The 22,759-nt window shown below is 44.7% G+C and carries 27 protein-coding genes; 4 read left to right on the top strand and 23 right to left on the bottom strand.

Annotation, left to right across the window (positions count from 1 at the left end):
* Nucleotides 1–42: 42 nt before the first annotated feature.
* From IYN85_RS20525 to IYN85_RS20505, 5 genes are all read right to left on the bottom strand, one after another.
* Nucleotides 43–417, bottom strand: a complete 375-nt coding sequence (locus IYN85_RS20525; protein WP_196160826.1) for a hypothetical protein — start codon at nucleotides 415–417, stop codon at nucleotides 43–45.
* Between the two features lie 138 nt (nucleotides 418–555).
* A complete protein-coding gene (locus tag IYN85_RS20520) occupies nucleotides 556–888 on the bottom strand; it encodes a hypothetical protein (RefSeq protein WP_196160825.1) in 333 nt (110 codons plus the stop codon).
* A gap of 3 nt (nucleotides 889–891) precedes the next feature.
* Complete coding sequence (locus tag IYN85_RS20515; protein WP_196160824.1) at nucleotides 892–1,233, bottom strand: hypothetical protein; 342 nt, start codon at nucleotides 1,231–1,233, stop codon at nucleotides 892–894.
* On the bottom strand, nucleotides 1,233–1,883 hold the full coding sequence (locus IYN85_RS20510; RefSeq protein ID WP_196160823.1) for a VRR-NUC domain-containing protein: 651 nt from the start codon (nucleotides 1,881–1,883) through the stop codon (nucleotides 1,233–1,235). Before IYN85_RS20510 ends, IYN85_RS20515 begins: the two co-directional genes overlap by 1 nt.
* Nucleotides 1,883–2,158 (bottom strand): hypothetical protein, encoded by a 276-nt coding sequence (locus tag IYN85_RS20505; protein WP_196160822.1) that lies wholly within the window; start codon nucleotides 2,156–2,158, stop codon nucleotides 1,883–1,885. The genes IYN85_RS20510 and IYN85_RS20505 overlap by 1 nt, the downstream gene beginning before the upstream one ends.
* A 195-nt stretch (nucleotides 2,159–2,353) precedes the next feature.
* Here IYN85_RS20505 and IYN85_RS20500 point away from each other — a divergent pair, with 195 nt between their 5' ends.
* The gene (locus tag IYN85_RS20500; RefSeq protein WP_196160821.1) at nucleotides 2,354–2,782 is read left to right on the top strand and encodes a hypothetical protein; all 429 of its coding nucleotides are present in this window, start codon (nucleotides 2,354–2,356) and stop codon (nucleotides 2,780–2,782) included.
* Nucleotides 2,783–2,808: 26 nt separating this feature from the next.
* On the opposite strand, the gene IYN85_RS20495 is transcribed toward IYN85_RS20500, so the two are convergent.
* The 14 genes from IYN85_RS20495 to IYN85_RS20430 all read right to left on the bottom strand — a co-directional run bounded on the left by IYN85_RS20495 (nucleotide 2,809) and on the right by IYN85_RS20430 (nucleotide 14,457).
* On the bottom strand, nucleotides 2,809–3,216 hold the full coding sequence (locus IYN85_RS20495) for a hypothetical protein (protein WP_196160820.1): 408 nt from the start codon (nucleotides 3,214–3,216) through the stop codon (nucleotides 2,809–2,811).
* A gap of 72 nt (nucleotides 3,217–3,288) precedes the next feature.
* Nucleotides 3,289–3,519 (bottom strand): hypothetical protein, encoded by a 231-nt coding sequence (locus IYN85_RS20490; RefSeq protein WP_196160819.1) that lies wholly within the window; start codon nucleotides 3,517–3,519, stop codon nucleotides 3,289–3,291.
* Nucleotides 3,512–4,591 (bottom strand): hypothetical protein, encoded by a 1,080-nt coding sequence (locus IYN85_RS20485; RefSeq protein WP_196160818.1) that lies wholly within the window; start codon nucleotides 4,589–4,591, stop codon nucleotides 3,512–3,514. The genes IYN85_RS20490 and IYN85_RS20485 overlap by 8 nt, the downstream gene beginning before the upstream one ends.
* Entirely contained in the window at nucleotides 4,588–5,160 is a 573-nt protein-coding gene (locus IYN85_RS20480) for a 3'-5' exonuclease (protein WP_196160817.1), read from the bottom strand. The genes IYN85_RS20485 and IYN85_RS20480 overlap by 4 nt, the downstream gene beginning before the upstream one ends.
* Nucleotides 5,157–5,639: a hypothetical protein gene (locus IYN85_RS20475; RefSeq protein ID WP_196160816.1), complete on the bottom strand. Its 483-nt coding sequence runs from the start codon at nucleotides 5,637–5,639 to the stop codon at nucleotides 5,157–5,159. The genes IYN85_RS20480 and IYN85_RS20475 overlap by 4 nt, the downstream gene beginning before the upstream one ends.
* A gap of 552 nt (nucleotides 5,640–6,191) precedes the next feature.
* On the bottom strand, nucleotides 6,192–6,542 hold the full coding sequence (locus IYN85_RS20470) for a hypothetical protein (RefSeq protein ID WP_196160815.1): 351 nt from the start codon (nucleotides 6,540–6,542) through the stop codon (nucleotides 6,192–6,194).
* Nucleotides 6,532–7,362 (bottom strand): hypothetical protein, encoded by an 831-nt coding sequence (locus tag IYN85_RS20465; protein ID WP_196160814.1) that lies wholly within the window; start codon nucleotides 7,360–7,362, stop codon nucleotides 6,532–6,534. Before IYN85_RS20465 ends, IYN85_RS20470 begins: the two co-directional genes overlap by 11 nt.
* Before the next feature lie 69 nt (nucleotides 7,363–7,431).
* On the bottom strand, nucleotides 7,432–8,532 hold the full coding sequence (recA, locus tag IYN85_RS20460) for a recombinase RecA (RefSeq protein WP_196160813.1): 1,101 nt from the start codon (nucleotides 8,530–8,532) through the stop codon (nucleotides 7,432–7,434).
* A gap of 177 nt (nucleotides 8,533–8,709) precedes the next feature.
* Nucleotides 8,710–10,176, bottom strand: coding sequence for a hypothetical protein (locus tag IYN85_RS20455; protein WP_196160812.1), 1,467 nt, complete (start codon nucleotides 10,174–10,176; stop codon nucleotides 8,710–8,712).
* 133 nt (nucleotides 10,177–10,309) lie between these two features.
* On the bottom strand, nucleotides 10,310–10,507 hold the full coding sequence (locus IYN85_RS20450; protein ID WP_196160811.1) for a hypothetical protein: 198 nt from the start codon (nucleotides 10,505–10,507) through the stop codon (nucleotides 10,310–10,312).
* A 9-nt stretch (nucleotides 10,508–10,516) separates the two neighbouring features.
* Nucleotides 10,517–11,023: a hypothetical protein gene (locus IYN85_RS20445; protein ID WP_196160810.1), complete on the bottom strand. Its 507-nt coding sequence runs from the start codon at nucleotides 11,021–11,023 to the stop codon at nucleotides 10,517–10,519.
* Between the two features lie 25 nt (nucleotides 11,024–11,048).
* A complete protein-coding gene (locus IYN85_RS20440) occupies nucleotides 11,049–12,860 on the bottom strand; it encodes a ParB/RepB/Spo0J family partition protein (RefSeq protein WP_196160809.1) in 1,812 nt (603 codons plus the stop codon).
* A 235-nt stretch (nucleotides 12,861–13,095) separates the two neighbouring features.
* Complete coding sequence (locus IYN85_RS20435) at nucleotides 13,096–13,716, bottom strand: hypothetical protein (RefSeq protein ID WP_196160808.1); 621 nt, start codon at nucleotides 13,714–13,716, stop codon at nucleotides 13,096–13,098.
* Between the two features lie 195 nt (nucleotides 13,717–13,911).
* Nucleotides 13,912–14,457, bottom strand: a complete 546-nt coding sequence (locus tag IYN85_RS20430; protein WP_196160807.1) for a hypothetical protein — start codon at nucleotides 14,455–14,457, stop codon at nucleotides 13,912–13,914.
* Nucleotides 14,458–14,593: 136 nt separating this feature from the next.
* Between IYN85_RS20430 and IYN85_RS20425 the strand changes: the two genes are divergently transcribed.
* Nucleotides 14,594–15,394, top strand: coding sequence for a DNA/RNA non-specific endonuclease (locus IYN85_RS20425; protein WP_196160806.1), 801 nt, complete (start codon nucleotides 14,594–14,596; stop codon nucleotides 15,392–15,394).
* Nucleotides 15,395–15,447: 53 nt separating this feature from the next.
* On the opposite strand, the gene IYN85_RS20420 is transcribed toward IYN85_RS20425, so the two are convergent.
* From IYN85_RS20420 to IYN85_RS20410, 3 genes are read right to left on the bottom strand one after another with little or no spacing between them, the layout of a single operon-like run.
* Entirely contained in the window at nucleotides 15,448–16,647 is a 1,200-nt protein-coding gene (locus IYN85_RS20420; protein WP_196160805.1) for a hypothetical protein, read from the bottom strand.
* Entirely contained in the window at nucleotides 16,640–17,314 is a 675-nt protein-coding gene (locus IYN85_RS20415; RefSeq protein WP_196160804.1) for a hypothetical protein, read from the bottom strand. The genes IYN85_RS20420 and IYN85_RS20415 overlap by 8 nt, the downstream gene beginning before the upstream one ends.
* Nucleotides 17,315–17,316: 2 nt before the next feature.
* The gene (locus IYN85_RS20410) at nucleotides 17,317–18,897 is read right to left on the bottom strand and encodes a hypothetical protein (RefSeq protein WP_196160803.1); all 1,581 of its coding nucleotides are present in this window, start codon (nucleotides 18,895–18,897) and stop codon (nucleotides 17,317–17,319) included.
* A 551-nt stretch (nucleotides 18,898–19,448) separates the two neighbouring features.
* Between IYN85_RS20410 and IYN85_RS20405 the strand changes: the two genes are divergently transcribed.
* A complete protein-coding gene (locus IYN85_RS20405) occupies nucleotides 19,449–20,150 on the top strand; it encodes a response regulator (RefSeq protein WP_196160802.1) in 702 nt (233 codons plus the stop codon).
* Between the two features lie 81 nt (nucleotides 20,151–20,231).
* On the opposite strand, the gene IYN85_RS20400 is transcribed toward IYN85_RS20405, so the two are convergent.
* The gene (locus IYN85_RS20400; protein ID WP_196160801.1) at nucleotides 20,232–21,236 is read right to left on the bottom strand and encodes a hypothetical protein; all 1,005 of its coding nucleotides are present in this window, start codon (nucleotides 21,234–21,236) and stop codon (nucleotides 20,232–20,234) included.
* Nucleotides 21,237–21,976: 740 nt separating this feature from the next.
* Between IYN85_RS20400 and IYN85_RS20395 the strand changes: the two genes are divergently transcribed.
* Nucleotides 21,977–22,651, top strand: coding sequence for a hypothetical protein (locus tag IYN85_RS20395; RefSeq protein WP_196160800.1), 675 nt, complete (start codon nucleotides 21,977–21,979; stop codon nucleotides 22,649–22,651).
* Nucleotides 22,652–22,759 lie beyond the last annotated feature (108 nt).

Genomic DNA, 22,759 nt, shown 5'->3' with positions numbered 1-22,759 from the left:
GCCCCTCAATCGCTTGAAAATGAGGGACAAGCAAAGCTTGCCTTACTCATCCCTCTCTAGCTTTTTTCCAGCGGCAATTAGCTGGTTGCGTTCGTTCCAACGCTCTTTAAGCACATAGCGCTCCTCGAAACGGCCTGCCAAACGGCTTTTCATGATTCGAATAGCGCCCATTTCAAGTAATAGTCGGCGCAGCTCATTGTCGGTGTATCCCGGGACACGCGATCGTATTGCTCGGAAAGAGCGCTCAACAAAACGCTTGTGATTCAGCATGTCTCGTATGATTGAAATCGCTCGTGTATCCATACGTCGAGCTTTCCGCTCCTCGTAAGTACCAACAAATTTCGCCGCGATAGTCACCCCTGCGCCTATAACAGCACCAACAACGGCTACTACCACATCAGTAAAATCTAAAGTCATGTTTCGATACCTCTTGTACCTTGTTAAAGACAAGGTCATGGTATCCAAACAAAACACCAACGAGATCGCGACTCTAACCTACTGACCTTCGCCATATTGCTTTGCGCCTAGAGATCCGACGGATTGCTGGTCGTAAACTTAGAAACTCATACCTCTGAGATCATCTGGCGCGCTCTCAAGAGTCCATGTAGCGAATTCAAAGGGTATATCTTCAAGCAAGATCTGGGATTTCTCAAATAATGCTGGGTTTACTACTGGCGCGCACTTGATAACGAAGGTGTATCCATCCTCACTATGTCCTTCTGATTCAGGCGTTCGGCCGCTGATTGGATTGATAGCCGTATAGTCAGCGCTTAAAAATCCAATAGATGCCCCGATCGCAAACTGCTGACCATTGAATATGCAGCCTTCCTGAGCGAACAACATTGAAGATGAAAAGAGAATTGCCAACAGTAGGGATGTTGATTTCATGACTTAGTGCCCGGATTCAATTAGTGGTTTTTTGAAGTGGATGTCGCCGTCTTGATAGATCGCCCATGATTTGGCATCGGTGTCTGAAATCAAGAAAACATGGACTAAATGATTGGAGTTTGGGAAACTGGCGCTATAGTAAAAACAGTTGCCAAGCTTTTGATGAACGAAATACCCGTAGTCACATTCTGTTTCAGGCAATGTTTTACAATGATCGATCAAGATATTCGCCGCCCAGTATGTTGACTGGATCGGACTACCTTCAATGGATTCAAGCATTTTCTGTTTCACTGGTATCATCGATGATGGAACAAATGCGGGTTGTAAGAATTGTTGTAGCGTCATTATTTTTGACCCTCATCTTGATAATGGCAAACGTTACTGTAGTCTACTGTATGATTATAATCATATCTTAGATTAATAAAGATATTATCCGCTTCCAGGTATTGATGCAAATAATGAATTGCAGCGATATGTCCCCAGCAAACAGCAGTGGCATATCCGCGTTCAGCGAGTGCCTTACACCACCGTATCTGCTCTGCGGAGGGTAAGGCGCTTTTTGAAATTCGTTTCATTTCGATCCGCAAACCATGAAATCCGCGGTGGGGTTCATCAATTAGAATGTCAGGAAACCCTTCTCGGACACCAGTGCCTTTGAGTGACCCACCTATGCCGCTTGGTCTGAGGCCCCCCAAAGGCACTGCTGTCGTCACTTCCATCACCCGAGGAAAGAACATTTCGACGTAAAGCAAGAACATCTGTTGTTCCATCTCTTCCCATTCAGTACGAGACTTTTTCCCAATGTTGTTGACGTTCAAACACAACCCCGTCAACAAATCACTAGAATGTCCACGCCTGGCCGCAACTTCCATGAAATCGGTGGCAGCCAATGCAGGGCTGTACGCAGCATCCGGTGACCGTTTTTTAGTGCGATTCTTACCGTCTCGGCCATGTTTTGCTTGGTAGTCCACAAGCCAAGTGTTGGTTACTCGCATTAGCCGTAGACCTCGTCAAACAGAGCGTCACCAGTTTTACCAGCGGCTATGGCATCCTCGACATCAAAAATGCTCAAGCGAAGCTTTCGCAATGCTTTCTCAAACTGTTTGCCTTGTGCGTCCAAGGATAGTTTCTTGGCCAATACAGCAGCCTTCTTCGCCTCGCGACGATAGTGGAACATCCGATTTTTGATACGATCTATCGCCTTTTGAATATCTTCTTCACAATGAACAGTGCGAAGCTGAGATTCGAGAATTTCCAGAACAGTTTTCATGTAGTGAGCCCTCATTCGAAACAAGGGAAGAATAAAGGTACCAGTACTGTAAATAACCGCGGCATTAAGTCGCGGCTACTCGCCATATTGTTTTGCGCCTAAAAGGTCATTGGTAGCCCATATTGGATTTTTCACATATACTGTATTGATGTACAGTATATGTGTGGAATTTAAGGCCAAAGTGAGTCTTGTTGTATGAGGTTTTTACCAGACGAAGTGCATAAATTGGATTTTTCGGACTTGAGAAATCTTATCCGCCGCGGTCAAATATTTGGTATTAAGCGTGAGTATTCCCACTACGGAAATGAAGCGACCTGGCGGCTGTTTGTCGAAGTGTTGAGGCCGAACGGAAAAACTGAGGCATTGCTTGTGGGTGCTCCATTTTACACCGAGCTGGAGATGTGGCGCGCGTTTGGCGATGCCACTGTGCCTGAAAATCCCGCTGAATATGTCCACTACATGCCAAATTCATATCCGCGAAAGGCAATTTGCGGCGTTGGCCGATTTGCCAAATTGTGCGGCATTGATACGACAGCTGATCTGGACGAATTCTTAGCGAGCGAAAAGCGATGTTTGAAGTGCCATATAGTGCTACGAATCGAAGGGAAAGCCGGCCCAGACTAGCTGGACCTAAAAGTACAGACCTGGTCTTATTCTATGGAAGCCAAAGGCTTGTCAGCTACAGGTTTGGATTCAGCTTTATCAGCATCAGGGATGATACCATCAGCGATCTGTTGTGCCTGCAATCGAGCCTGTTCCAATTGTGCGCGAAGGTCAGATTCTTGTTGAATCAAATCAGCGCGTTTTTGATGACTCTTCGCGAGCTGTTTAACTTGCTCCAAGGCTTTTTCATAGTCACGCTCTTGAATAGCTTCAATTGCGCTTTTTTCGTCAGTTTCAAAGTTTTCGAACTCAAGCAACTGGTCCAAAACTTTGTCCAGGTTCCGGTTGAGCTTTGTGATTTCTTTGCCGATCGTCACGAGATGTTCACCAATTGCGTAGAAGTTAAAGTCTTTCGAGTTGGGGGTTAAAACCGTTTCCAGTGCGGTTGTGGTCATTAAAGCCTCCTTTGGCCATTAAATAAGTTTCATGTACTTCTCTCAAGCTACGCCCTTAAACGGCAGGCGCAGTTAATCTTTTAATTGGTTCCGGACTTCAAGCATCAACTCAACAACATCGAGCTGAGTACCCATGAAGGAGCCAATCAGTTGGTGCATGCTGTCGTGGTCTTTTTGCTCAATAATTTGTATGAGCGCTTTTGCCACAAGTTTAATAAGCGCTTGCTTCTTTTGATGAAGGTCGGTCGACCCTGCGGTAATTGAATCCAGGGTGGTAGACAATTTCACAGTGTTTTTACTCATAGAATGATTCCTGCTCCTTATGGATCGCTTTCAACATTTTTTCGACAGCCTCTGGATTTAGCCGCGCCAATGCATAGCCAGTCATACAATCACTGCCTAAACTGGCCTCGGTAGTGACATAGTAATGACTGTCATGCCCCTTGATTTTCCAAATATCCTGACTGGGGCTACTGGCATCCTGCAACAATTGATAGTCAGAAGCTTTTACCTTTAGATATGGGCGCTTCACATGCTTTATCTCTAAACCCAGTCTTTCGACGGAAGCACCTTGAACGAGCTCTAACCAGCCTGTATCCACCGGCCACCGAATGAAATAGTCTTCGACCAAGTTCGGCAAAGCACGATCCCATTTCTTATCCATTCCCTGAAGGGCATCGACTGTTGAGTACGGAATGTCTTTTTCTTCAATGACCGGAAAGGCAGTTTGAAGTAGGGCGCATAACTTACTTTGTATGGAAGCGTAAAAGGTATCCACCAATGCCACGGAATGCGCTTGAACTCGACCTGTTACACCATCCGTAATGAAAGACTCAATTCGATTGTCATTCCGATCGACGGTAACGTCTATTTTGTCAGGAAAACTGACGGTTACCTTTCCTTCATCACGGCTGATGCTTACATCGACGCTACCGATTGAATAAACACTTGATCCGGTCTCAGACTTCTTCGCCTCTATGGCTTGATCAGACAGATGCTTAAACTGTTCAATCACGATCTCTGCATGGTCGACTGCAGCGTCGACGACGGCTTTATCCGGCGCCTTGAGATGAAGGGCTAAAAATTTGCAGGCCCTGTATAGTTGGCGCTGGCGGTCTTGAGCCACTTCGACTTTGCCAACCATGCCTTGCAGCTCACCTTCAAGTGCATCCACCTTTTCTTGGTTTTTGCTTAATCCGGCACAGAACAGTTCGTACCAGTAGTCAATATCCGGACAGATAACATTCGGTCTGTCCTTCCAGCAGTATGAATCCTTATCGAGGTTGTAGACCGCAAAGTCTGGAACGTTGGCGATCTGTTCAAATTGCTTCTGTTTGGTGTCAGCTTTCATGACAGTTTCCTTGTTATCTTTCATGACGCAACCTTAAAATCAGAGTATTCCCGCTCAAGAAACAAAGCGATTTCGGCAATGTCTTTCGCATCGACGCTGGCATCCAGTCGATTATCGACCTGTGTTAGCGACTCCAAGCCAGCTAGCCGCTTGAGGGCAAATAGGGAAGGACCAGGATCTGAATCATCGGCATCACTGGTTTTACAAAGCTTACTAATACAAAGCGGCTCCGGCCGATCAAAGGCGATACCGCACCGGTCAAATTGAGCTTTCAGGGCAAGCCAGTGAAAATCGGAGGCATGCGTGATTAATGGGATACCCGGATCGAGATAGGCGGTGATTTCGTCTGCAATAGCACTGAAAGGAGGCAACGCTTCTAAATCTGACTCTCTGGCGCCATGCTTGCGAGTCGCGTCCTCTTGAATAGGGCAGGTAGGTTTGCACTGGATAGTCATCGTATCGATGATTGAGCCTTGATCAACCAATACAGCACCAAAGCTAATGATGTCTGGAAATATCAGTTCGCCTTTAGCGTTTTGGGTGATCAGCCCGGTTGTTTCAGTTGAAAACGTAATAAACAGACCGGGTATCATGCCGCCACCTCATTATCTTCTCTTTCACGGCAGTCGGTAAAGTTTTGCATAAACACCAAAGCATCAGTACGAGTAGAAAAGCAGTTGATACGGGTTTGGCCGCGATAGACCTCGAATGGCAGATACAGACCATCCCAATTGCGAACGGGACTTTCGGAATCAACCAACGTCAAATCCTTTATGTTTACTGGTGTGTAAAGAGTGGCTTTCCAAAGAATTCGATTCGAATCGCTACTGACAACCTGGACAACTCTTGAATCATCGAATCGATTCACTGTATCCCCATCAATAAGACACAATCGACTGAAGTAGCCATCCACTTGGCCTTCCATCATCCCTGCTTCACAGTAATCTTGCTCACCAGTAGCCGGATTCCCCAAAAACAGCCTGACGCGCCGATCAGAGGTAGCCAGGTTGCTGAGCAGAGCAACTAAAGACATTTCAGTAGAGTCGGAGAAGCGAATTCCGTTAAAAATCATGTGGACACCTGCTATTAAAAAGATGAGAAGAGGATAACAACGCACAACTATCCATCCCCTCCCGACCTTACATACAAACTACCGCCACATTGTTTCGCGCCAACAAAACTCGATGGCAAAAAAAACCACGCCTAGAAAAGCGTGGTAAATAGTCGAGGGTCGCCATGAAACTAACATGATTCGATATTCAGCCTAATGCGTTATATGTGCCTTGTCAACTTAATAATGATAATTTATCTTTATTATCATAAAGTGTGCAGTTGTGAGGTGCTATATGACAGATATTGAGAAATACAAAGAAGCCATAAGAAGTCACAAAAAATGGCACATTGTCATTAGACTTCAGCTTAACAACGGCAGCACGATGGCCATTGATCGATATGTCAGTCGCTATGAGTCATTACCTAATAGTCTCCTCAATTCATTCGCGAAAGGAGAGCTGATAAACGCCAAATCCGTACAGTACGCACAAATAAGAACGATGAGGGCAGTCCATGAAGAAATTTATGGTCCTGCTAGACGGCACTTATATTTAATAGCCGCCAGTTAGTGCTAGTCTTCAAGCAAACGAAATAATCCAACATCTATCTCTTCTAACCGGTCAATGGGAACCCAGAAGCTTACCCACTCAAAGCACTCGCCGTCTTCCCATTCACTTCGATAGATAGGCCAAAGCCGCATTTTACCATCATGAATTTTCGGACTCATATCGAAAGCATTTGGATAGCGCAATTCCCCGCAAAATTCGACTGGAATATAGTGTTCACCCTCAACATCGTCAGGGCGGATGCTAATCAAAGTAGAAGGCAGTAAGCTGAGATCAGAGCAGCCAGACAGCACTCCAGTTGCTTCAATCCTTTTTTGCAAGCGTACGGCATCAACCAGTGCTAAATCAACAGTCATGGCTTGCGCCCTCTACCTGGGTCGACACAACAGCGGTACCATGACTTAGTACTACTGAGTGCTCACTTGATGGTGGTAGGCTGAACTGAAGCACATAAGTGTCATCCACCGAATAGTGCAAGGCGTCGATTGGCCTTGTATTTTCAACGATAAAGTAGGAATGAGCAGAAAAACTCACCAGGATATGAGTGCTGTGTACCAGCGCTTTCTGTATGTCCACCGGCACGTCAGCCAAAAACTGAGTGACGTTTCCTGCTTCACAGATCGCAGGGCTACCCAATGCACAAAGAATTTTGCCATACTCAACATCAAGTTCGTCGTCCAGCAACCCGTAGCGCAACGTATAGCGGGCTTCAATAAACCGAGCAAAGCCACGCAGTGCTGACCCGACTGCGTCAAGTTGGTTCTTCTTCGATGCAAATTCTGGCCGGTAACCTAACCGAAAAACGTCATCCACCATTCCCTGAAGGGCACTGTCACCAAATTCACGGTGCACCCAAGAGTCGAAGCTGCCGTTGGTAATCACCGTCACAAGTGATGTATCAACATGGGAAAATAAATTGTAGATCATCAGCATAAGCGAACTGCTCATATCAGCTGATGTAAGAAATCTTCCTGGCTCAACACGGCTGATCGCAAACAAATCAGAAAAAGAATTCTTTAAATCTTGATTCAGTGCTTCGGCGATATCTGAGAAGTTTGATAATCCATACCGATCTGTAGGTGTGCGCATGTAGGTCTGAAACTCAGGTAGATCAAGAGCCAGTGCCATCATAAGCAACTTTCGTTTAATGCCATCGAGCGAATACTCCGAACGCATGAAATTCACCTCATTCCAGTTACTAAAAGATTTCGGCAGGAATAACACCCTGCCGCCCACCAACGGCCGCTAATTTAGCAAAGAGCCTTGCTCTGAATCCGAAGATTCTTTTTCGTCAACGACGGCACCATCGACCGTTGCGCTGTATTCATCTAATGTAAGCCCTTTCGCAGCAGCTCGGATGCGTTGTTCAATCTCATCCGCAACATCCAAATTGTCTTCGAAGAATTTACCGGCATTCACTTTGCCCTGACCAATCTTCTGACCGGCGAATGAGTACCAGGCCCCCGATTTTTCAATGATGTTAAATTTAACACCGAGTTCAACCAGTTCGAGATTGCGATTGATACCCGCGACATAACCATCTTCACCAAAACCGATGACAAAGTTGGCCTGCTTAAATGGCGGCGCTACTTTGTTTTTGATAACTTTAACGCGCACTTCGTTGGCAACAGCGTTATCACCATCTTTAATCGAACCCGTACGACGAATGTCCAAACGCACGGAGGAATAAAACTTCAAACTATTCCCCCCTGAAGTTGTCTCAGGATTCCCAAACATAACACCTATTTTGAGACGAATCTGATTAATAAATACGACGTGTGCTTTTGCTTTGGCAATCGAACCGGTGATTTTTCGCAGCGCACTGCTCATTAGTCTGGCTTGGACACCGACACTTGCGTCTCCGATTTCCCCTTCAATTTCAGATTTTGGAACTAGCGCTGAAACAGAATCGATTACGATTAAGTCAACCGCATTCGAACGCACCAAGCGATCACAGATTTCCAGTGCCTGCTCACCGGTGTCAGGTTGCGACAATAGTAAATCATCAACTTTTACACCAATCTTCGCAGCCCATACGGGATCAAGCGCGTGCTCAGCGTCGATGAAAGCACACGTTTTTCCGGCTTTCTGCGCTTGCGCAATTAAGCTCAGCGTTAATGTAGTCTTACCCGAGGACTCTGGCCCAAAGATTTCTGAAATTTTCGAGACGGGCATACCGCCTACACCCAGCGCAATGTCCAATGCAAGTGAACCGGTAGAGATGGTTTCAACATCCACCATTTCGCAATCGCCCATGCGAACACAAGCGTTTTTGCCAAAGCTTTGATTAATGTCGGCCAATGCATTTGCAAGTGCCTGGTCACGACCTGCGATATTCGTACTCATAATAAGTATCCTGTTCAGTTCAAGAAAAAGCATTCTCGGTTCTTTGTAGAGCACCCAAACAATACGCCCTTACAGCGACAGCACCCCCATCGGCTAGTTTTCTAGCCATGCGCCACATTGCTTTGCGCCTTCAAAGTCGCACCGAACTGCCTTGCGGCAATATCAGTCCGTAGGGAATTAACCTTTTGAATTTTTACTAAACCCTAGGAGGTCAATAAGAGCCATCACTAAACCGCAGTGCATCTCTGACTTGATGCTCTGCAATACCTGCTGTTCTGTTACAAACTTTTTAGGAAAAGCTGTGCCAATACCATTTTCTTCATAGCCACCGTTACCAGCGTATTGATCATTCTCATGTTGCCATTCGGAGAAAATATCATTGATGATCTCTCCAGAAAGGACATTTGATTCACCATCGAAAACGTTCAGTTGATTGAACATGTCTCCATCTGTGTGAAAGAGACAGAGATTACTGTGGCTGTCCAAACCATCTTCAATAGTCTCTGAAAAGGAAGGATTACAGTCTGCTCTGGAAGCCAAATACTGAAGTCCACTGCCAACGATTCGTTCAATATCATCGTGGGAAGTGATTAATTGCTGGCAGATAAGTTGACCATTTTCGGTGCTGTTCATATTGAAGCGATTACCTGTTCGTTCTTCAGCAATTTGTTCTGAAACGAACGAAGCTAATGCTGTAGAGGTGCTCCTGTAGATTTCTTCGTAGTGACACTCGGCCAACAACGACTCAAACTGCTCGACATGAGTGCGAAGTACGATGGGGCAATTCACCAGATTCATTAAAAAATCAGATTGACCATCAATCTCGTCTACAGTGATTTCATAACGATTTTCCATCGCTTTGAGTAGCGACCTGACAACGTAAATGGCCGACAGTTTTTCACGATCATTCGTGACGATCAGACTGGCATAATCGCGGTGATCTAACTCCATCATTAAACGATCATGAAAGGTCATAAAGGCATTGCCACTCGCCCATGCAACTAAGTCTTCCAAATTGTGACCGCAAACGGTATCTGTTACAGGTGGAAAGTAGGAGATGCTGCTTATGTCTCGTTCCAGGGTCAGTTCTTCCGTATGGGAATTCACACAAAAGGAAAGGTAATCGCGGAAAGCGAAGGTGCTGTCACGTATCTGAAATGGTGATGCCGAGTTGGTACCATCAATAGCGGTTATAATTTTGGTTTTTGTGTCATTGTCGATCTGGCCTGACCGCCTGATTTCGCGTTTGAGCCAATCGAAAAATGGTATTATAGCACGTTCAATCAGGCCATTGTCGCCATGAAGATACTCTGCTATTCGGTCGTTTTTGCTATCGTGACCAGATTTGATGTTGTGGTCACCTAAATAGCGATAGAACATGGAGGTTGGTATGATACCGGCTTCAGTCGCATTTCTGAGCGCAGTGATAGACTCGCTCAGAATGACTCGTTTTGCCTTCAATTTGCCGAGATTTCCAGCAGGGCAGGCAATAGAATTACCAAGTTGAAATGGAATCCTATCTAATCCGCAAATCGAAAGTGGGCTTTTTATAGAGGCGGCAAACTGGCTCTGATAATCTTCAACACTGATGGTGAGTGAACCAAAGTCTTGTTGCGTGAGAGGTCTTTTAGCTGCGCAGCCCATAGTGCTATCCCATTCGATTCTGTATGCAAATCGCTTTCTTCAAGTATGTTGCTAGTGGTGACAAAACCGTCACCACGAGACTCTTTGATTGCTTTGATCTTTAGATCAAGGCGATCCATGTTTCGCATGAGCGCTACCCCTTGGTTTTTACGGGTGGCAACACAACAGGGTATACCATCACATCTCCCATCAATCGAGCATCTTCTTCGTAGATGGTCGTGTTACGCAACATTGGGAACTGTTGCGACAAAATGCGCTTCGCATCTTTGAGTACCGATACACCCGAAGGCCATGCAATGCGCTGCCCATTAACTTCAAAGCAAATATTCATGTGGCTCTCCTAAAATAATGATGCGTTTTCGAGGACGGAATCGTCGTCCTCGGTTGTTAGCGGTACTGGCGCTGCATCCGGTGCAGACGTATCGTTATCGGCTGGCAAATTTGCCAACTCACTAGCGGGGGTCGAATCGGTTTCGCCACCTGCCTCTACCTCTGACTGATTGTCAGAGGCTTGATTAATACTGGCGACCAGGGCGGAAATCACATCATCAGCGTTGGTTTTCTCTCGGTACTGATCCACTGCCAGCTTAGCAACGGCATTCATACGGTGAAGCGCCTCTGCTATTGCCAATTCAATCTGCGAGCCATTCCCTTCCGATACAATCGGCTGGCTCAAAGCTGAACGCAATGCGGTGGTCTTTGCGTCGAGCTTGTACGAGCTTTGCTGATCTACAGCGAAGTGAACGATGGCGTTTGCTGCACCGTCACCGCGAGGTTGCACCGTGATCACAATGCGATCCAGGCCAATGCCTTCACCTTGCTCAATTAATGATTGGATAAGAGACATAAACAGTTCCTTTTAGGTAGATGATTTAGGCTGGTATGCCAGCTTCAATCAGAAGTGAAAGAGGCGCATAAGATGACCAGTCATAGCTTTCGTTGCTCAAAACGCCGTCGATGTATTCTGAAACCTTGCCCTTACTCAGCTTGCTATACGTGGACTCGTCAAACTGCTTGATGTAGTTTGCTTTGAAGCTCTCTCCGGCTTGGGAAGGCTGATCGAGCAATACGCTTAGGGCAGCTTTTGTGTATAAGCCGAGTGATTCCTTAGTAGGTTGCCAATTCGCTATAAGATTGGACTTGTAGATATCTGTATATTCGGAGACAACGTAAGTTTTCAGCATCTTATATAAACTCTGCGTGGCCGGTTCAGCCGTTGAATCATGGCGACCTCGTCCAAACTCAGTTGCGGCTAAAACAATGACGACTTGCAGTTTATTCAAAGTCGTTAAATCCAGCGCAACCAGCTTTCCAATGCGATCAGGACTGCTGCTCAACGCCGAAATCACTGACTCGTCATAGCCATTAGCTGTAAGAAACGCTTTAACCTCTTTCTGATTTGAATCAACGCAATAGGTATCTGCCACTGCGTTGATTGCCATTGCGCGTATTAACCGATCTGACTTGATATTGGCCGAAATAGCCTGTCGAGCCGCTGTGCGATGGTGACCAGCGTAAGCAGTAAGAATACCTTTGCTGAGTGTTGCCTTTTTAGGCGCAGTCTTAGCTGGAGATTTGGCTGAATCGGGCTTGCTCTTGCCTTTCGCTGTACCAGCCTGCTTGATAACATTATCAGTGGCAATCATGTCTGCTTTCTTGGGCAATGCTGACTCAAAACAAGAAAGGTTGGTACACTGGTTTTCAATAACAACGCCAGCGGTCAGAATCCGGTCGTCAATGATCGCGCTGTTGTTTGCACAGGTGCGGCATGTCGCAAACTGATCCGCTCCCATGATTTCTTCACTTGTAGTTTTTCGCAGATTCGCAGGTTTCTCATGGAGCAAAAAGACCGACTCGTATTCCTCAGCCAAAGCCTCTTTCTTTTTGAGTAATTCGGTGGCTTGCTTTCCACCAAAGCACTTGGAATTACCACATTTGCCGCCCTGAACACCAGTTGAAGCAAAAAGATCGCTTTGAACGCTTGAATTGTGTGGACACTGTTCGCAATCGGCCAAATCGAATAGTGCTTTATTCAGTGGAATCGACTGCTTGCGGCAATGCTCATTTAACTGAGCCACCGTCCATTTTTCTTGAACCACCTTAGTCAAAATGGCATCTTGTTTATCAGATGGGAACTGAGACAGAACGCTGGCGTGACCAACGTCAATCAGTCTTTCGCGTATAGCGACCTTAACTTTGTCGCTGCAATTATTCAGAGTGATTCGCTGGCGAACCATTGTTTCGCTCCAACCCAACTGCTTAGCCGCCAGTTTGTAATCACCACCGTTAACCTGAACCGCTAACGCGGCACTTTCGGCCTCGTCAGCCGCATTCATATTCTCACGCTGCTCATTCTCGTCCAGCATGATGGCAAGCGCCTCGGCATCATCACACTCAACGATACTCACATCGATTAACGGCCATTTAAGATCGATTGAACCGTCCCGACGACCGTAGCCAGCCAAAAGCTCGTATTCGCCTTCGTTTAGATAATCGACCTTACGGGCAACAACCGGCTGAATCAGTCTGCCACGCGCACGCATGGAGGTTTTAAGGTTTACAAATGACTCAGGGTCGCGGCTAGTTCTGACATTCCCCCACTTGGCATCTTTGAGGCAATAAGGCGAAACTTGAATGGTCGTTCTTTCAGAAATCGCCATGTCAATAGTTGCAGGCTGGTTCATACGGTGCTCCCGAAATTAAACAATACAGTTAATTTTTATACCGAGAGTGTAGGAGAATGCCCACCGGCAGACTCCACAGCACTAAAACACGGCAATGCGCCTTATTGTTTTGCGCCTCAATGCACGCATTCTTAGCGATAGGGAGATGGATCACCGACTGGGGCAAAGGTTAGGGGAAAAGTGAAGGAGAAACGCACTGCAAGGGTGAGTGCGTTTAGATCAAATTAGTTAAAATCTAATTACTGGTCTTTGTAGCTTTCTTAGCTTTTGGCGATTTAATTGCTTTACATTTGGCATCGACTTTCTTCTTCAGCGCTTTTTCTTTAGCGTCCTGGCTGGCAGTAAACTTGCGTGTTTTTTTTGCGTTTGCGCGAGCTCTATCTGTTGACCATTTCTTAGTGAAGCGTTCAATAGCTTTCGCCAATGCTGCTTCATCGGCCGCAGCCAGTGAGGCTTCGAATTCAGCCTGAGCGGCAGGTTTGCTAGCAGAAAACTCTACTAATGGTAGGCGAGCCAGGAACAGTTTCATGTCCAGTTTGGCTTTATTTAGTTCAGTCTTTGCAGAGGCCAGTAATGGGGCAAGTGACTTAACCTTATTTTGCGCACTGAGTTTAGCCTTCGGTGATTTAGCAGTTTTGGCAGTGTCCTTGGCTTTGGCCAGTTGCTCTTCCACTTTTGCTACTTGAGATAATGCTTTGTTCAATGATTTCTCTTCGGCAGATAAAGTAGGAACTATTGCAGCGGACGCTTTCTGAGTTGCCTTTTTAGAGGTTATCTTTACCGGCGATTTCTTAGGAGCAGCTTTACGAGCGGCGGGTGTTTTCTTTGCGGTGAGCTTCTTTTTAGTTTGAGGCATACCATTCTCCTGGTAAGGTTACAATAGCTTTTTAACCAATGAAAGATGACCGGCAAATAGGTTTTTGTCAAATATTTAGGCAAACCGGCTCAGATATAGGTGGAGGCTCCTTTTATACGAAGTGGCATTTCAACTATTGAACCAAGCAATCTCTGGAAATATTAGCGAACATTTCGATAAATGGTTGAGGACTGCCTATTTGGTGCTATTCCATATCTCAGCGATATGTTCTTTTACGTAGAGGGGGACGATATCTAGATATCCTGAGTCCAAGCCTTCAGTTGCTCCAGTCAGTATTGCTACTCGCGCCCAATCATAGAAAGACGCATCCTGACCTTTACTTACAAGATCAGAAAAACCGAGTTCATCAGCTAAAGATGGGTCGTCAGACGACTGAATGGCAGAGTTGATGTCGGTAGCCAAAGCACTTAACCAAGTCTTGAGTTTTACAGAATCGCAATTAGGTACCATGACATTAGCCGAATTGTGCGCGAACACCTTCTGAGCATAAGTATCGATTGAACCGCTATGTGCAGCAAGCACATAGTGCATCCAATGACTGACAGGTACCGAAGTGTCATTGTGGAGTATCGCACGTAATTCAGAAGCGTCTAAGCCAGCATCTCTCATTAGAGTAGAGTGGGAAACACCACTACTCAACGAAGTACGAGTATTCACGTCATTAAGGAGCGAATGCGAAAGTATTTCAGCTTCTTGTAAGATTCGATCTTTTCTATTCATGAAACAAAAGCCTAGCTTAATCTAAAAAAAGTGTAACCTTTAAAAGAATCCTAGACAATGAATAATTAATTGCAATAATGATGCCATATGTAAATAAAAAGTGCGGGCTATCATTATGATTTTTAGGTCAGAACGTTTGTTAACTTTTATTCTATTACTCGTTTTTTTGGCAGCCACGAACTATGTGTCGGCTAGTACGCGTTTTGAGCAAACTAAAGACGAAGACTTTACGATAATTATGAACTGTGAGAACAGAGGCGCAGATTTGGTTATCTTTGTCGTCAAATCTGATAAAGGCAACGCCAAACGAAGTAATTCGTTTAGTTTTGACAAGACTATTAGCCGAGATTGCCAACAAATGAGCACCAGCGGATATTCTGGCAACATCGATGGTGCGCCCTATCAAAGAGGACACTATCTCGCGTTTAATACCCGGGACGACACTGAAGAACTCGCAAAAGCCACGAATGTTGTGACGAACATAACCCCAATGACGAAAAGTTTAAACACCGGCGTATACTATGAGACGGAATTAATAACCGAGTGCTATCGCGAAATCTCCACATTACATGTCTTCACAGGTCCGATATGGGGAGTTAACATTTCAAATGATTTCTTCTTGGCATCGCATGGCACGCCAACACCGGACTATATTTGGAAGCTGATCTATAGCGCGAATGCAGATGCATATATAGCTTGGATCTTTCCAAACACGCATAACGTATCGGATTATCCCTTGGACGACTACCAGGTTACGTTTGTAGAACTTTTGGATGCCATCGGGAAAGATAAGCCCAGTATTGCCTCAAAAATACCCTGGCCCAAGTCTTTGATGAATCCGGAAAACAACCTAAGAAATCTGCTTATCGATTGGTCGATGCAACGAGATGGACGATTTCATTTGACTTGCCAAGGCGTGAAAGCTGAAGTTGATTGAGCGCCATACCGTCAATTCTGCAGCCCGGATTAACGGGCTACAAAATTACTGAATTAGTCAGGCTTCCGCTTTGGTTCTGGCAATGGTTTTGGCGAAGGTTGATTTCGACCACTACGCTGTTTTCTGTATGCATAAGTCTCGGATCTATCTGCCATATTAACTCTGCGAGAATGCATGTTTTTCGCAAGTTCTGCAAAGTCATGAATTTCCTCTCTCTCACCAATATGCTGAACCGCACTCACCCCATCTTTGTAGTAGTGATTTAATAAGTGATTCTGGTGAATATCATCAAGGTCGATCGACTCCGAATTGGTATTCCAACAAATTGCACGCGTTGCCAGCTCTCGATTAAGCACTCTGAGATTTCCTTCACGAAAAGACTGAATATCTTTTTTCAGCCGTGACATTCTCGGATCCCGTGACCCTTCCAAAAAGGCCCCACGATCAATTAATTCGTTCGATGACAAAAGTACCGATTGATAGGCGCGACCAATTGATTCATCAATTGCTCGATTGTAATAACCGGCAAGGGTTTCACGTGAAGTAAACAACTGTCGCTCAAGTTCTCGAATGGGTGTGTCTGATATTTTATTAATTGAAGCCTGTAGTGCGGCATCGAAGCTTGCCGCATATACGACGCGGCTGAATGCATCCACAATAGAGGTTGTGTCACTCATGTCGACACTTGTGCGGATGTGGCTGTCACGTTGTGAAGTATAATCTGCACGGAATTTCACCGGTGAATTTGGAAGAATCGGTCTCCGGCCGGATTTGTCGTTGCCTTGGGCAAATCTTAGCTTATTGGATTGTTTTGATAGGGCATAGCTTAAGGCTTTCGACGCTGATGGGCTTTTATCTATTAGCGCAAGCGCACCAAGCCCATACGGCGTACTTACTAGGTTTTTCAAACGATCGCGCATTCCACCTGCAGAAAGCCGTTGACCTTCAGCCATGTAAATTGCCTTGAGCAGAAATGCAACATTAGAATCTGATTGAGGTCTACTACGATCCCACGGTGGAAACGGTAAGGTACCCGATTCAGTCCTATCGCTTTTTTTTAGGAAATGTAGGGTGGGCGGATTTACCACGCCTCCTAAATCAATACCAAGCGATCGGCATAGCAAGTCACAATTGTCTTCAATAGTGTTGTCAGCAATATCATGCGGCACAACTATGTCTCTTTGAGAGATACCTTTTACTGTTACAAAGTATTCTTTGGCAATATCCTTGTTTGTTAGTATGTCCTTATGCATGGCGTGCCTTCCTTATGGGATATTCAGAAACACTCTGATCGAGCTGCTCGATAAAAGATTTTGCATGAACAACGTCAAGAGATTCCTTGCCTAAAGCATACAGTCTCACATTGAAAGGCTGTCGATAAGCCGGGTCAAGGATGAAAGTAGGAAGGCTAATGCCTGAGTTTTCTGTAAGCTTGTACTCAATTGTTGGAACCGCCATTGATCCAGAAAACCCCATGCCTGGCATAACATCAGTATAGAATTGGGATAGCGATTCAATAAGATTCACTCGTTCTGAAATTCGAACGACAATCTCTTCAACGCGATTTGATCCGTCCACCTGCAATGAAACGGTGCTGATTTTCAGCGCCCTCGATAGACTCATTGACTCAAGGTATTCATCACTGAAATGCAAGTATTGCTTGGTCACTGCCTCTGAAGATAGCTCCAAACGCCTCGCCCAAATATTGAAATACCAAGCTTTAATCCCATCTGGAAAAGACACATCAACAATTTCTTCAATTGGACTCTCGATTACTCGATCTGTTAGTTCCCCCAGTCGCTCAAGAACTGATACCAGTGGTATACCGATGAGTTTTGAAAGTGCATCAATTATTGCAACATAATCCAACTCGTGGACATACTCTTGAAGTTCCAGCTGCCGCTTACTTGGTTTAGTCATGATCATCTCGACATTTTTAAAGAGGCTTGATTATCCCGGTCATGTTCTTCTTCAAGAATATGCTCTGCAGCCAATTCCAGACGCACGTCAAAATCGTTTCGCAGACCATTTGCAAATTCCTCACCAAAGGTTAGCGAAACGGCTTTAGCAATTTGATTAAATTGTTCTTTGGTCATTCCATGCTCAGCGGCATGGTCTGGCAATGACATTACACCGGATTTTACGTCGTTATAAACTTTACGAGCTTCATCTTCTGACAAACCCATTTCAACCCGAACAATGTCAATACAGGTTGCCTGGTCGCTCAAAGGAAGCATTCCATCATGTTGTGGCGTTATCTGACCATTGTAAAATCCGTTTCCAAGCGAAATTTGCATCGAATTTGCTGCATTTGGATCTGGGACCAAGCCGAACGATAGCGGCACCATTTCGAAATGCAATCCAGTTTCAGGGTCGGGATCAATCGATTTCACAACGCAACGAATATCGCCGATATTGAATCCTGTGGAGTGGACTGCATGGTTAAATAACATTGACCGAGCCAGGCTTGCCTTTGCTTCAGAACTGTTAATCATCATTCGGTCAAAAGTATCTGCAATGGCTGCATATGTAGGGATCTGACGGTCTTCTTGAGAGAGCAAATCAGTTAATGGGAAATTAAACATTGGTATGCTATTCGTTGTCTTAAGGTTTCCTTCTGAGTCAATAAACATATCCGAATAAGCGTACTCGGTAATTTGAGCTGCAACCCCCGTTTTTTTATTTTCATGGACACGGGATTCATAGGAGTCACTGATGCCAGCGCTATGTGCAGCGTCACATAGGACGGATGACATGTAAGCTTCATCCACCTGCGAAACAGGTCCTTTTCCGGAAGGTAACTTCACATTAAAGACTTTTTCTTGATCAGAATCTGCTGCCAAAACTGATATAGACGTATCTCGTCCTGTCATATTCACAAAAAGTTGGCTTCGGCCGTAGCCCATGCTTTGCAGTGTAGCGACGGTGTCTTTTGTTACACTGTCAATGTCAACTTGCGTGAATATGTCGAGCATTCGGTCGTTTAGAGGAAGCATATTGAAGGTATTCGGACTCTGTCGGGAATCATGGCCATAAATGTCAATGCTGCCAATAGAAGCTCCACCCATGTTGCACAGCGCGTTTAGACGGTGCACATCATTCTTCAATGACTTATAGCTAGACATGCCAGGGTAGGCCTGAACAACGTCAGCATTTTTACCACGCGGAATTGCATTAGCCAGTACAGATGGGACATTACCGTTTTCTAAGACAATAAAGTCGAACTTTTGGTTTTTCACTGTTGGCGGAGCATTGTGATTGGAAATGCTGAGAGCCGGGCCGTTGAGTTTCTTATACTCATCCGAATATTTAAAAATGCTAACCATTCTAGGGGGGTTGTTGGGATCCTTTAGATCTGGCATTGGGACATCATGAATGATGTCACCGATCCTAAAATGCTGGATAACACCATTTTTATTTGGCAGGCGTCCAAAAACACTCATTCTTTGAAGTTTCTGCTCGCTTGAGCCATCACGAGACGTTGCTAGTTTGCGCTTTGCCATGACATCACACCCCTTATTAATTGACAATAATACTAGTCCTTCATTAAGAAAAGTGCAACATCATGCTATGTTAAGGGTCTTTGTATGTTTGGGGCATTCCCGGGATGCGCCTTGTACCGATGGCCAAGGCGCTTGCGTCAATAGAATAAGGGGGAGCGAAGCATGAAATATTACCGTACCATATGATAATCCTATTTGGTGAGCTGGAATATTTTGGCCGCCTTTGCTGTAAGCCAGAGCTGTTTACGAGGGTTTTCCCCGTGTGGATATGGCACATCAGTCTTTCCTGCATCGAAAATCAACTTATCAACTACATAATAGCCCGAAGAAGGCCGGGCCACACCGCTTCAGAGAACCAATCCACCGGCGTTTCATCGATCTTGACCTTTATTTGTAAACATGCGATATCATTAAAATTATTCTAAGTGATTAAAAAGATTAACAAGTTTTCTCTATTGCAAGGTAAAAATTCACGTTTTGACACAAAAGTTCTTGATTTGCTTATAAATGTCGATCAGTCTTAATCTGTTATGGAGGTGTAATATATAGGTATGCAGTCGAGCACATTAAGCGGAAAAAAAATTCTGCTATTCGAAGATCAGCCGGCCGTGATTACTACTGTCACTGCGCTACTCGGAAAGCATAATTCGACTCTTGAAGCGTTTAGAACGCCGTTCAAATTGAACCAGTCTGATCTCCAAGCCTACGATGCCATCATCCTGGACATCCGTTTTTCCAATGAAAGTGAAATGGGTCCACTTGACTCTAAAAATGGGATTGAGCATCTCAAATACCTTCGTTCACAGACTCAGACTATCCCAATTATTATGCATAGCGTTGACAACAACACAGTAACTATAAACGAAGCGTTCCAATTCGGTGCGACAGCGTTTGTGCCAAAATACTCTTGTAACCACTCGTTGATTGCAATATTGAAAGCGGCCATTAATGGCGACCAAAAAGCATTGGAAAGTTCTAAAAAATCTCATAATCACGAAGAGCAGAGTCATAGTTCCTCAAGGCGAATTGATGCCATTTTAGGACAGGAGCCCTACCTGAGCCTGATAAACATGATTTCAGCTGGTAGTAGTATCCGGGAGATTGCTGCAAAAAAGAGATGCACTCCAAGGGAGGTTGTCGTAAGAGTGGAGCTGCTCAAGAATATCCTCAGGCGCAGCGCTAGTTCTGAGATGATTGAGGAAGTAGAGAAGTTTATCCGCGATAACGAAGACGCCTTTCTTTCAAGAAGATAAGCTCACGACCTTAGAATTTAGAGTAACCCTTCTTGCATATGCTTTCGTTGATTACCAATTTTAAGTTTTGGTGATTGTTAATCACTTACAGAGGGACCCAAGTGTCCACAAGTCAACAGGAGTTTCGGCGCCTGTCTTATCTTTCACTAATCTCAGTCTTCCATAAACAGTCCCTGAAGAGATACAAAGTTCGTCAGCAATTGTTTCTTTGGAATGCCCTTCTGACAGTGATATAAGCAGTGCGCGTTCCTGGTCAGATAAGCTTTCTATTCTATCGACCTCAATACCTCTTTGCTTTAGATATACATCAGCTTTCCAATACGCTCGTTTTAGACCAATTGTCCAAAGTGAATGTAGTGGATTTGCGCTGGATACTTGAAATACGTTACATAGAGCAATTAGCCGATGTCGGTATGTTGGCAGTGAGCAGCCCACCATTAAAGCAGCGTCTTGAACATGCCATGTAACAAAAAGAGCACGTAGCGATTCCTTTAAAACACTGGATAGCTTTAGTCGATCTATTCGCGAATGATCTACAGGTGCCACATCAATCAGTTCATAGACATCGATGGCAGGGTTATTAGATCTAAGTCCTTTAGATAGCGCCACTAAGGTCTTTGTTAGTAATGATCCCCAATCATCACCGTCTTTATCGTCTTGGGTCTTATCCAAGACAGACTGAATTTTATATTGGGACAGATCTCTTCGAATCGGCATTGTTTCAATTTGTGAGCTTACAACAATTAGGGCATCGGGCTGAAGCTCCCTAAGTTCACGAATAATCTCATACCCATAGTTTCGAGCCTGCCCCCTAAGTAAGCAATCAATTATATAGACGTCAGACCTGTACCCATCCCTAAGTGAACCAAAGAGCTCAAGATGATTAGCATAGGACTTGGCCAAAACGAGCCCTCGGCTCTCGCTGACTACTTTCTCAGCATACATCCTCGAAAGACGCTCATCCTCACAAATTGTAACACTAAGCATAAAATCACATAGCCCAAAAGAGCAGCAGACCACGACTGCGCGAAACAGAAAGCATATAAACTCAATATCAAAGGTGGCGACCAGGTCTTTTCGGAGCAAGGCAGCATATTCATTCTAAGAAAAATCGAACGCTATTAATAGATAAGAGGAAGACTATTAATAATGAATAGATCAAAAAAATGACATTCAGTTCAGTTCAGATCAATCTGTACTACCTACGAAACCCTCAGCCGATAACAAACCGCCTGTGCCTTAGGTATGGAAGGGCGGCTTGATTTGGATTGCAACGGCCACCTTTCACCAGTAACGGGAATATACCGCTTATTCGAACCAAATACATTGCTACCAATTGCTGATAACTACCTGTTTGGCAGGTGGAAAGTCTTAGTCAGGTGATTTGCAGCCAAAGTTGACTAAATCCCCACTAAATTAATATCCGCGATCTGGGCTGGCGATCCCAGATTGGCCGTGTTTCCTGATGTCAACCTGTAAAGTATTGCAGTATGAGAAAAGGCGATTGGAATGCAAACTGCTGTATCTGACTGAAGCGGGGTATTTAATGCTTGATTATTGGTTTTTTGAATTCGCTTACAGGCTTAAGCATTGATTCCATAAAACCTCGATCCATGCAAGTACGCCTGTTCATAAGAATCAAACGATGATAGATTGGCATTCATGGTGCTTACCAAAGTACAAGGCTTGGCTAGCTCTAATGGAGTATTGTGAATCAGCAGGCAGTTTTTAAAATTGCCGGCTTAAGAATCCATTGAATGTAACAATCGGGGCAGGATGCACCCACCTAGAGTTGAAAGAAATTCACAGGGAAATGGAGAGTAGTAATGTACCTTGAAGCAAAAAGAGATATCAGTCGAATTTTGACAGAGTTCGCAGGCCTTTTTGCGGATTTATCTATCAAAGATGCGAAAGATTGGGCATCATCTTACATCGAAATGTCTCGAACTTTATCAGATTGCGATAGAGAGTGGCTAGATGAGGAGATGCTGTTCATCTTGATTTCAGATGCAATTACTCGCAATTCGCTAAATACTATTCTGGCTTTTTTTATTTCGTTGAGAAGTAAAGGGAATTCCCAATTTCAGCAACCATATCGATTTACATTAACCGAAAGTCACGTCTCAGACCTTCTGTGTTTTGAGCAGCACTTTGTTGCGCATAAAGAAGCTTTTTCAATAGGGAATTTAATATTCGCTCATCATTTTACACGAAATGGATTGCTCAAACTAATCAGACACGCGGATATTAATACGGTTATAAGGGTTATTGCGGATCCTTTGATACAAAAGGAACACAAGTGCAAGCACATTCAAAAGGCTATTATGGACAGGGCCTTTAAATCTAGGTTCGCAGATGATGCTTTTCAATTACGACAATATGCTCGAAGGTATGAGCCGAGCCAAAGTCAATCGACCAAACGAGCAATAAATGTTTCCTGTTTGGCTGATCGCTTCCCAGGTAAGCAAGGAGATAACGACCTTTGTTGCGCTGAGAATTAAAACCTTAGTCCAGCAGTCCCTATTCATATTTTCCTCAATAATCGTATTTACCGTGGCGCTCCTCTAATAATCTCATCATTTCCCATCGCCAACATTTGAGAATCCAAT

The sequence above is a fragment of the Reinekea sp. G2M2-21 genome (genome assembly GCF_015687175.1).
In the GTDB taxonomy this organism is placed as follows: Bacteria; Pseudomonadota; Gammaproteobacteria; order Pseudomonadales; family Natronospirillaceae; genus Reinekea.
This window is presented reverse-complemented; position numbering and strand designations above follow the sequence as displayed.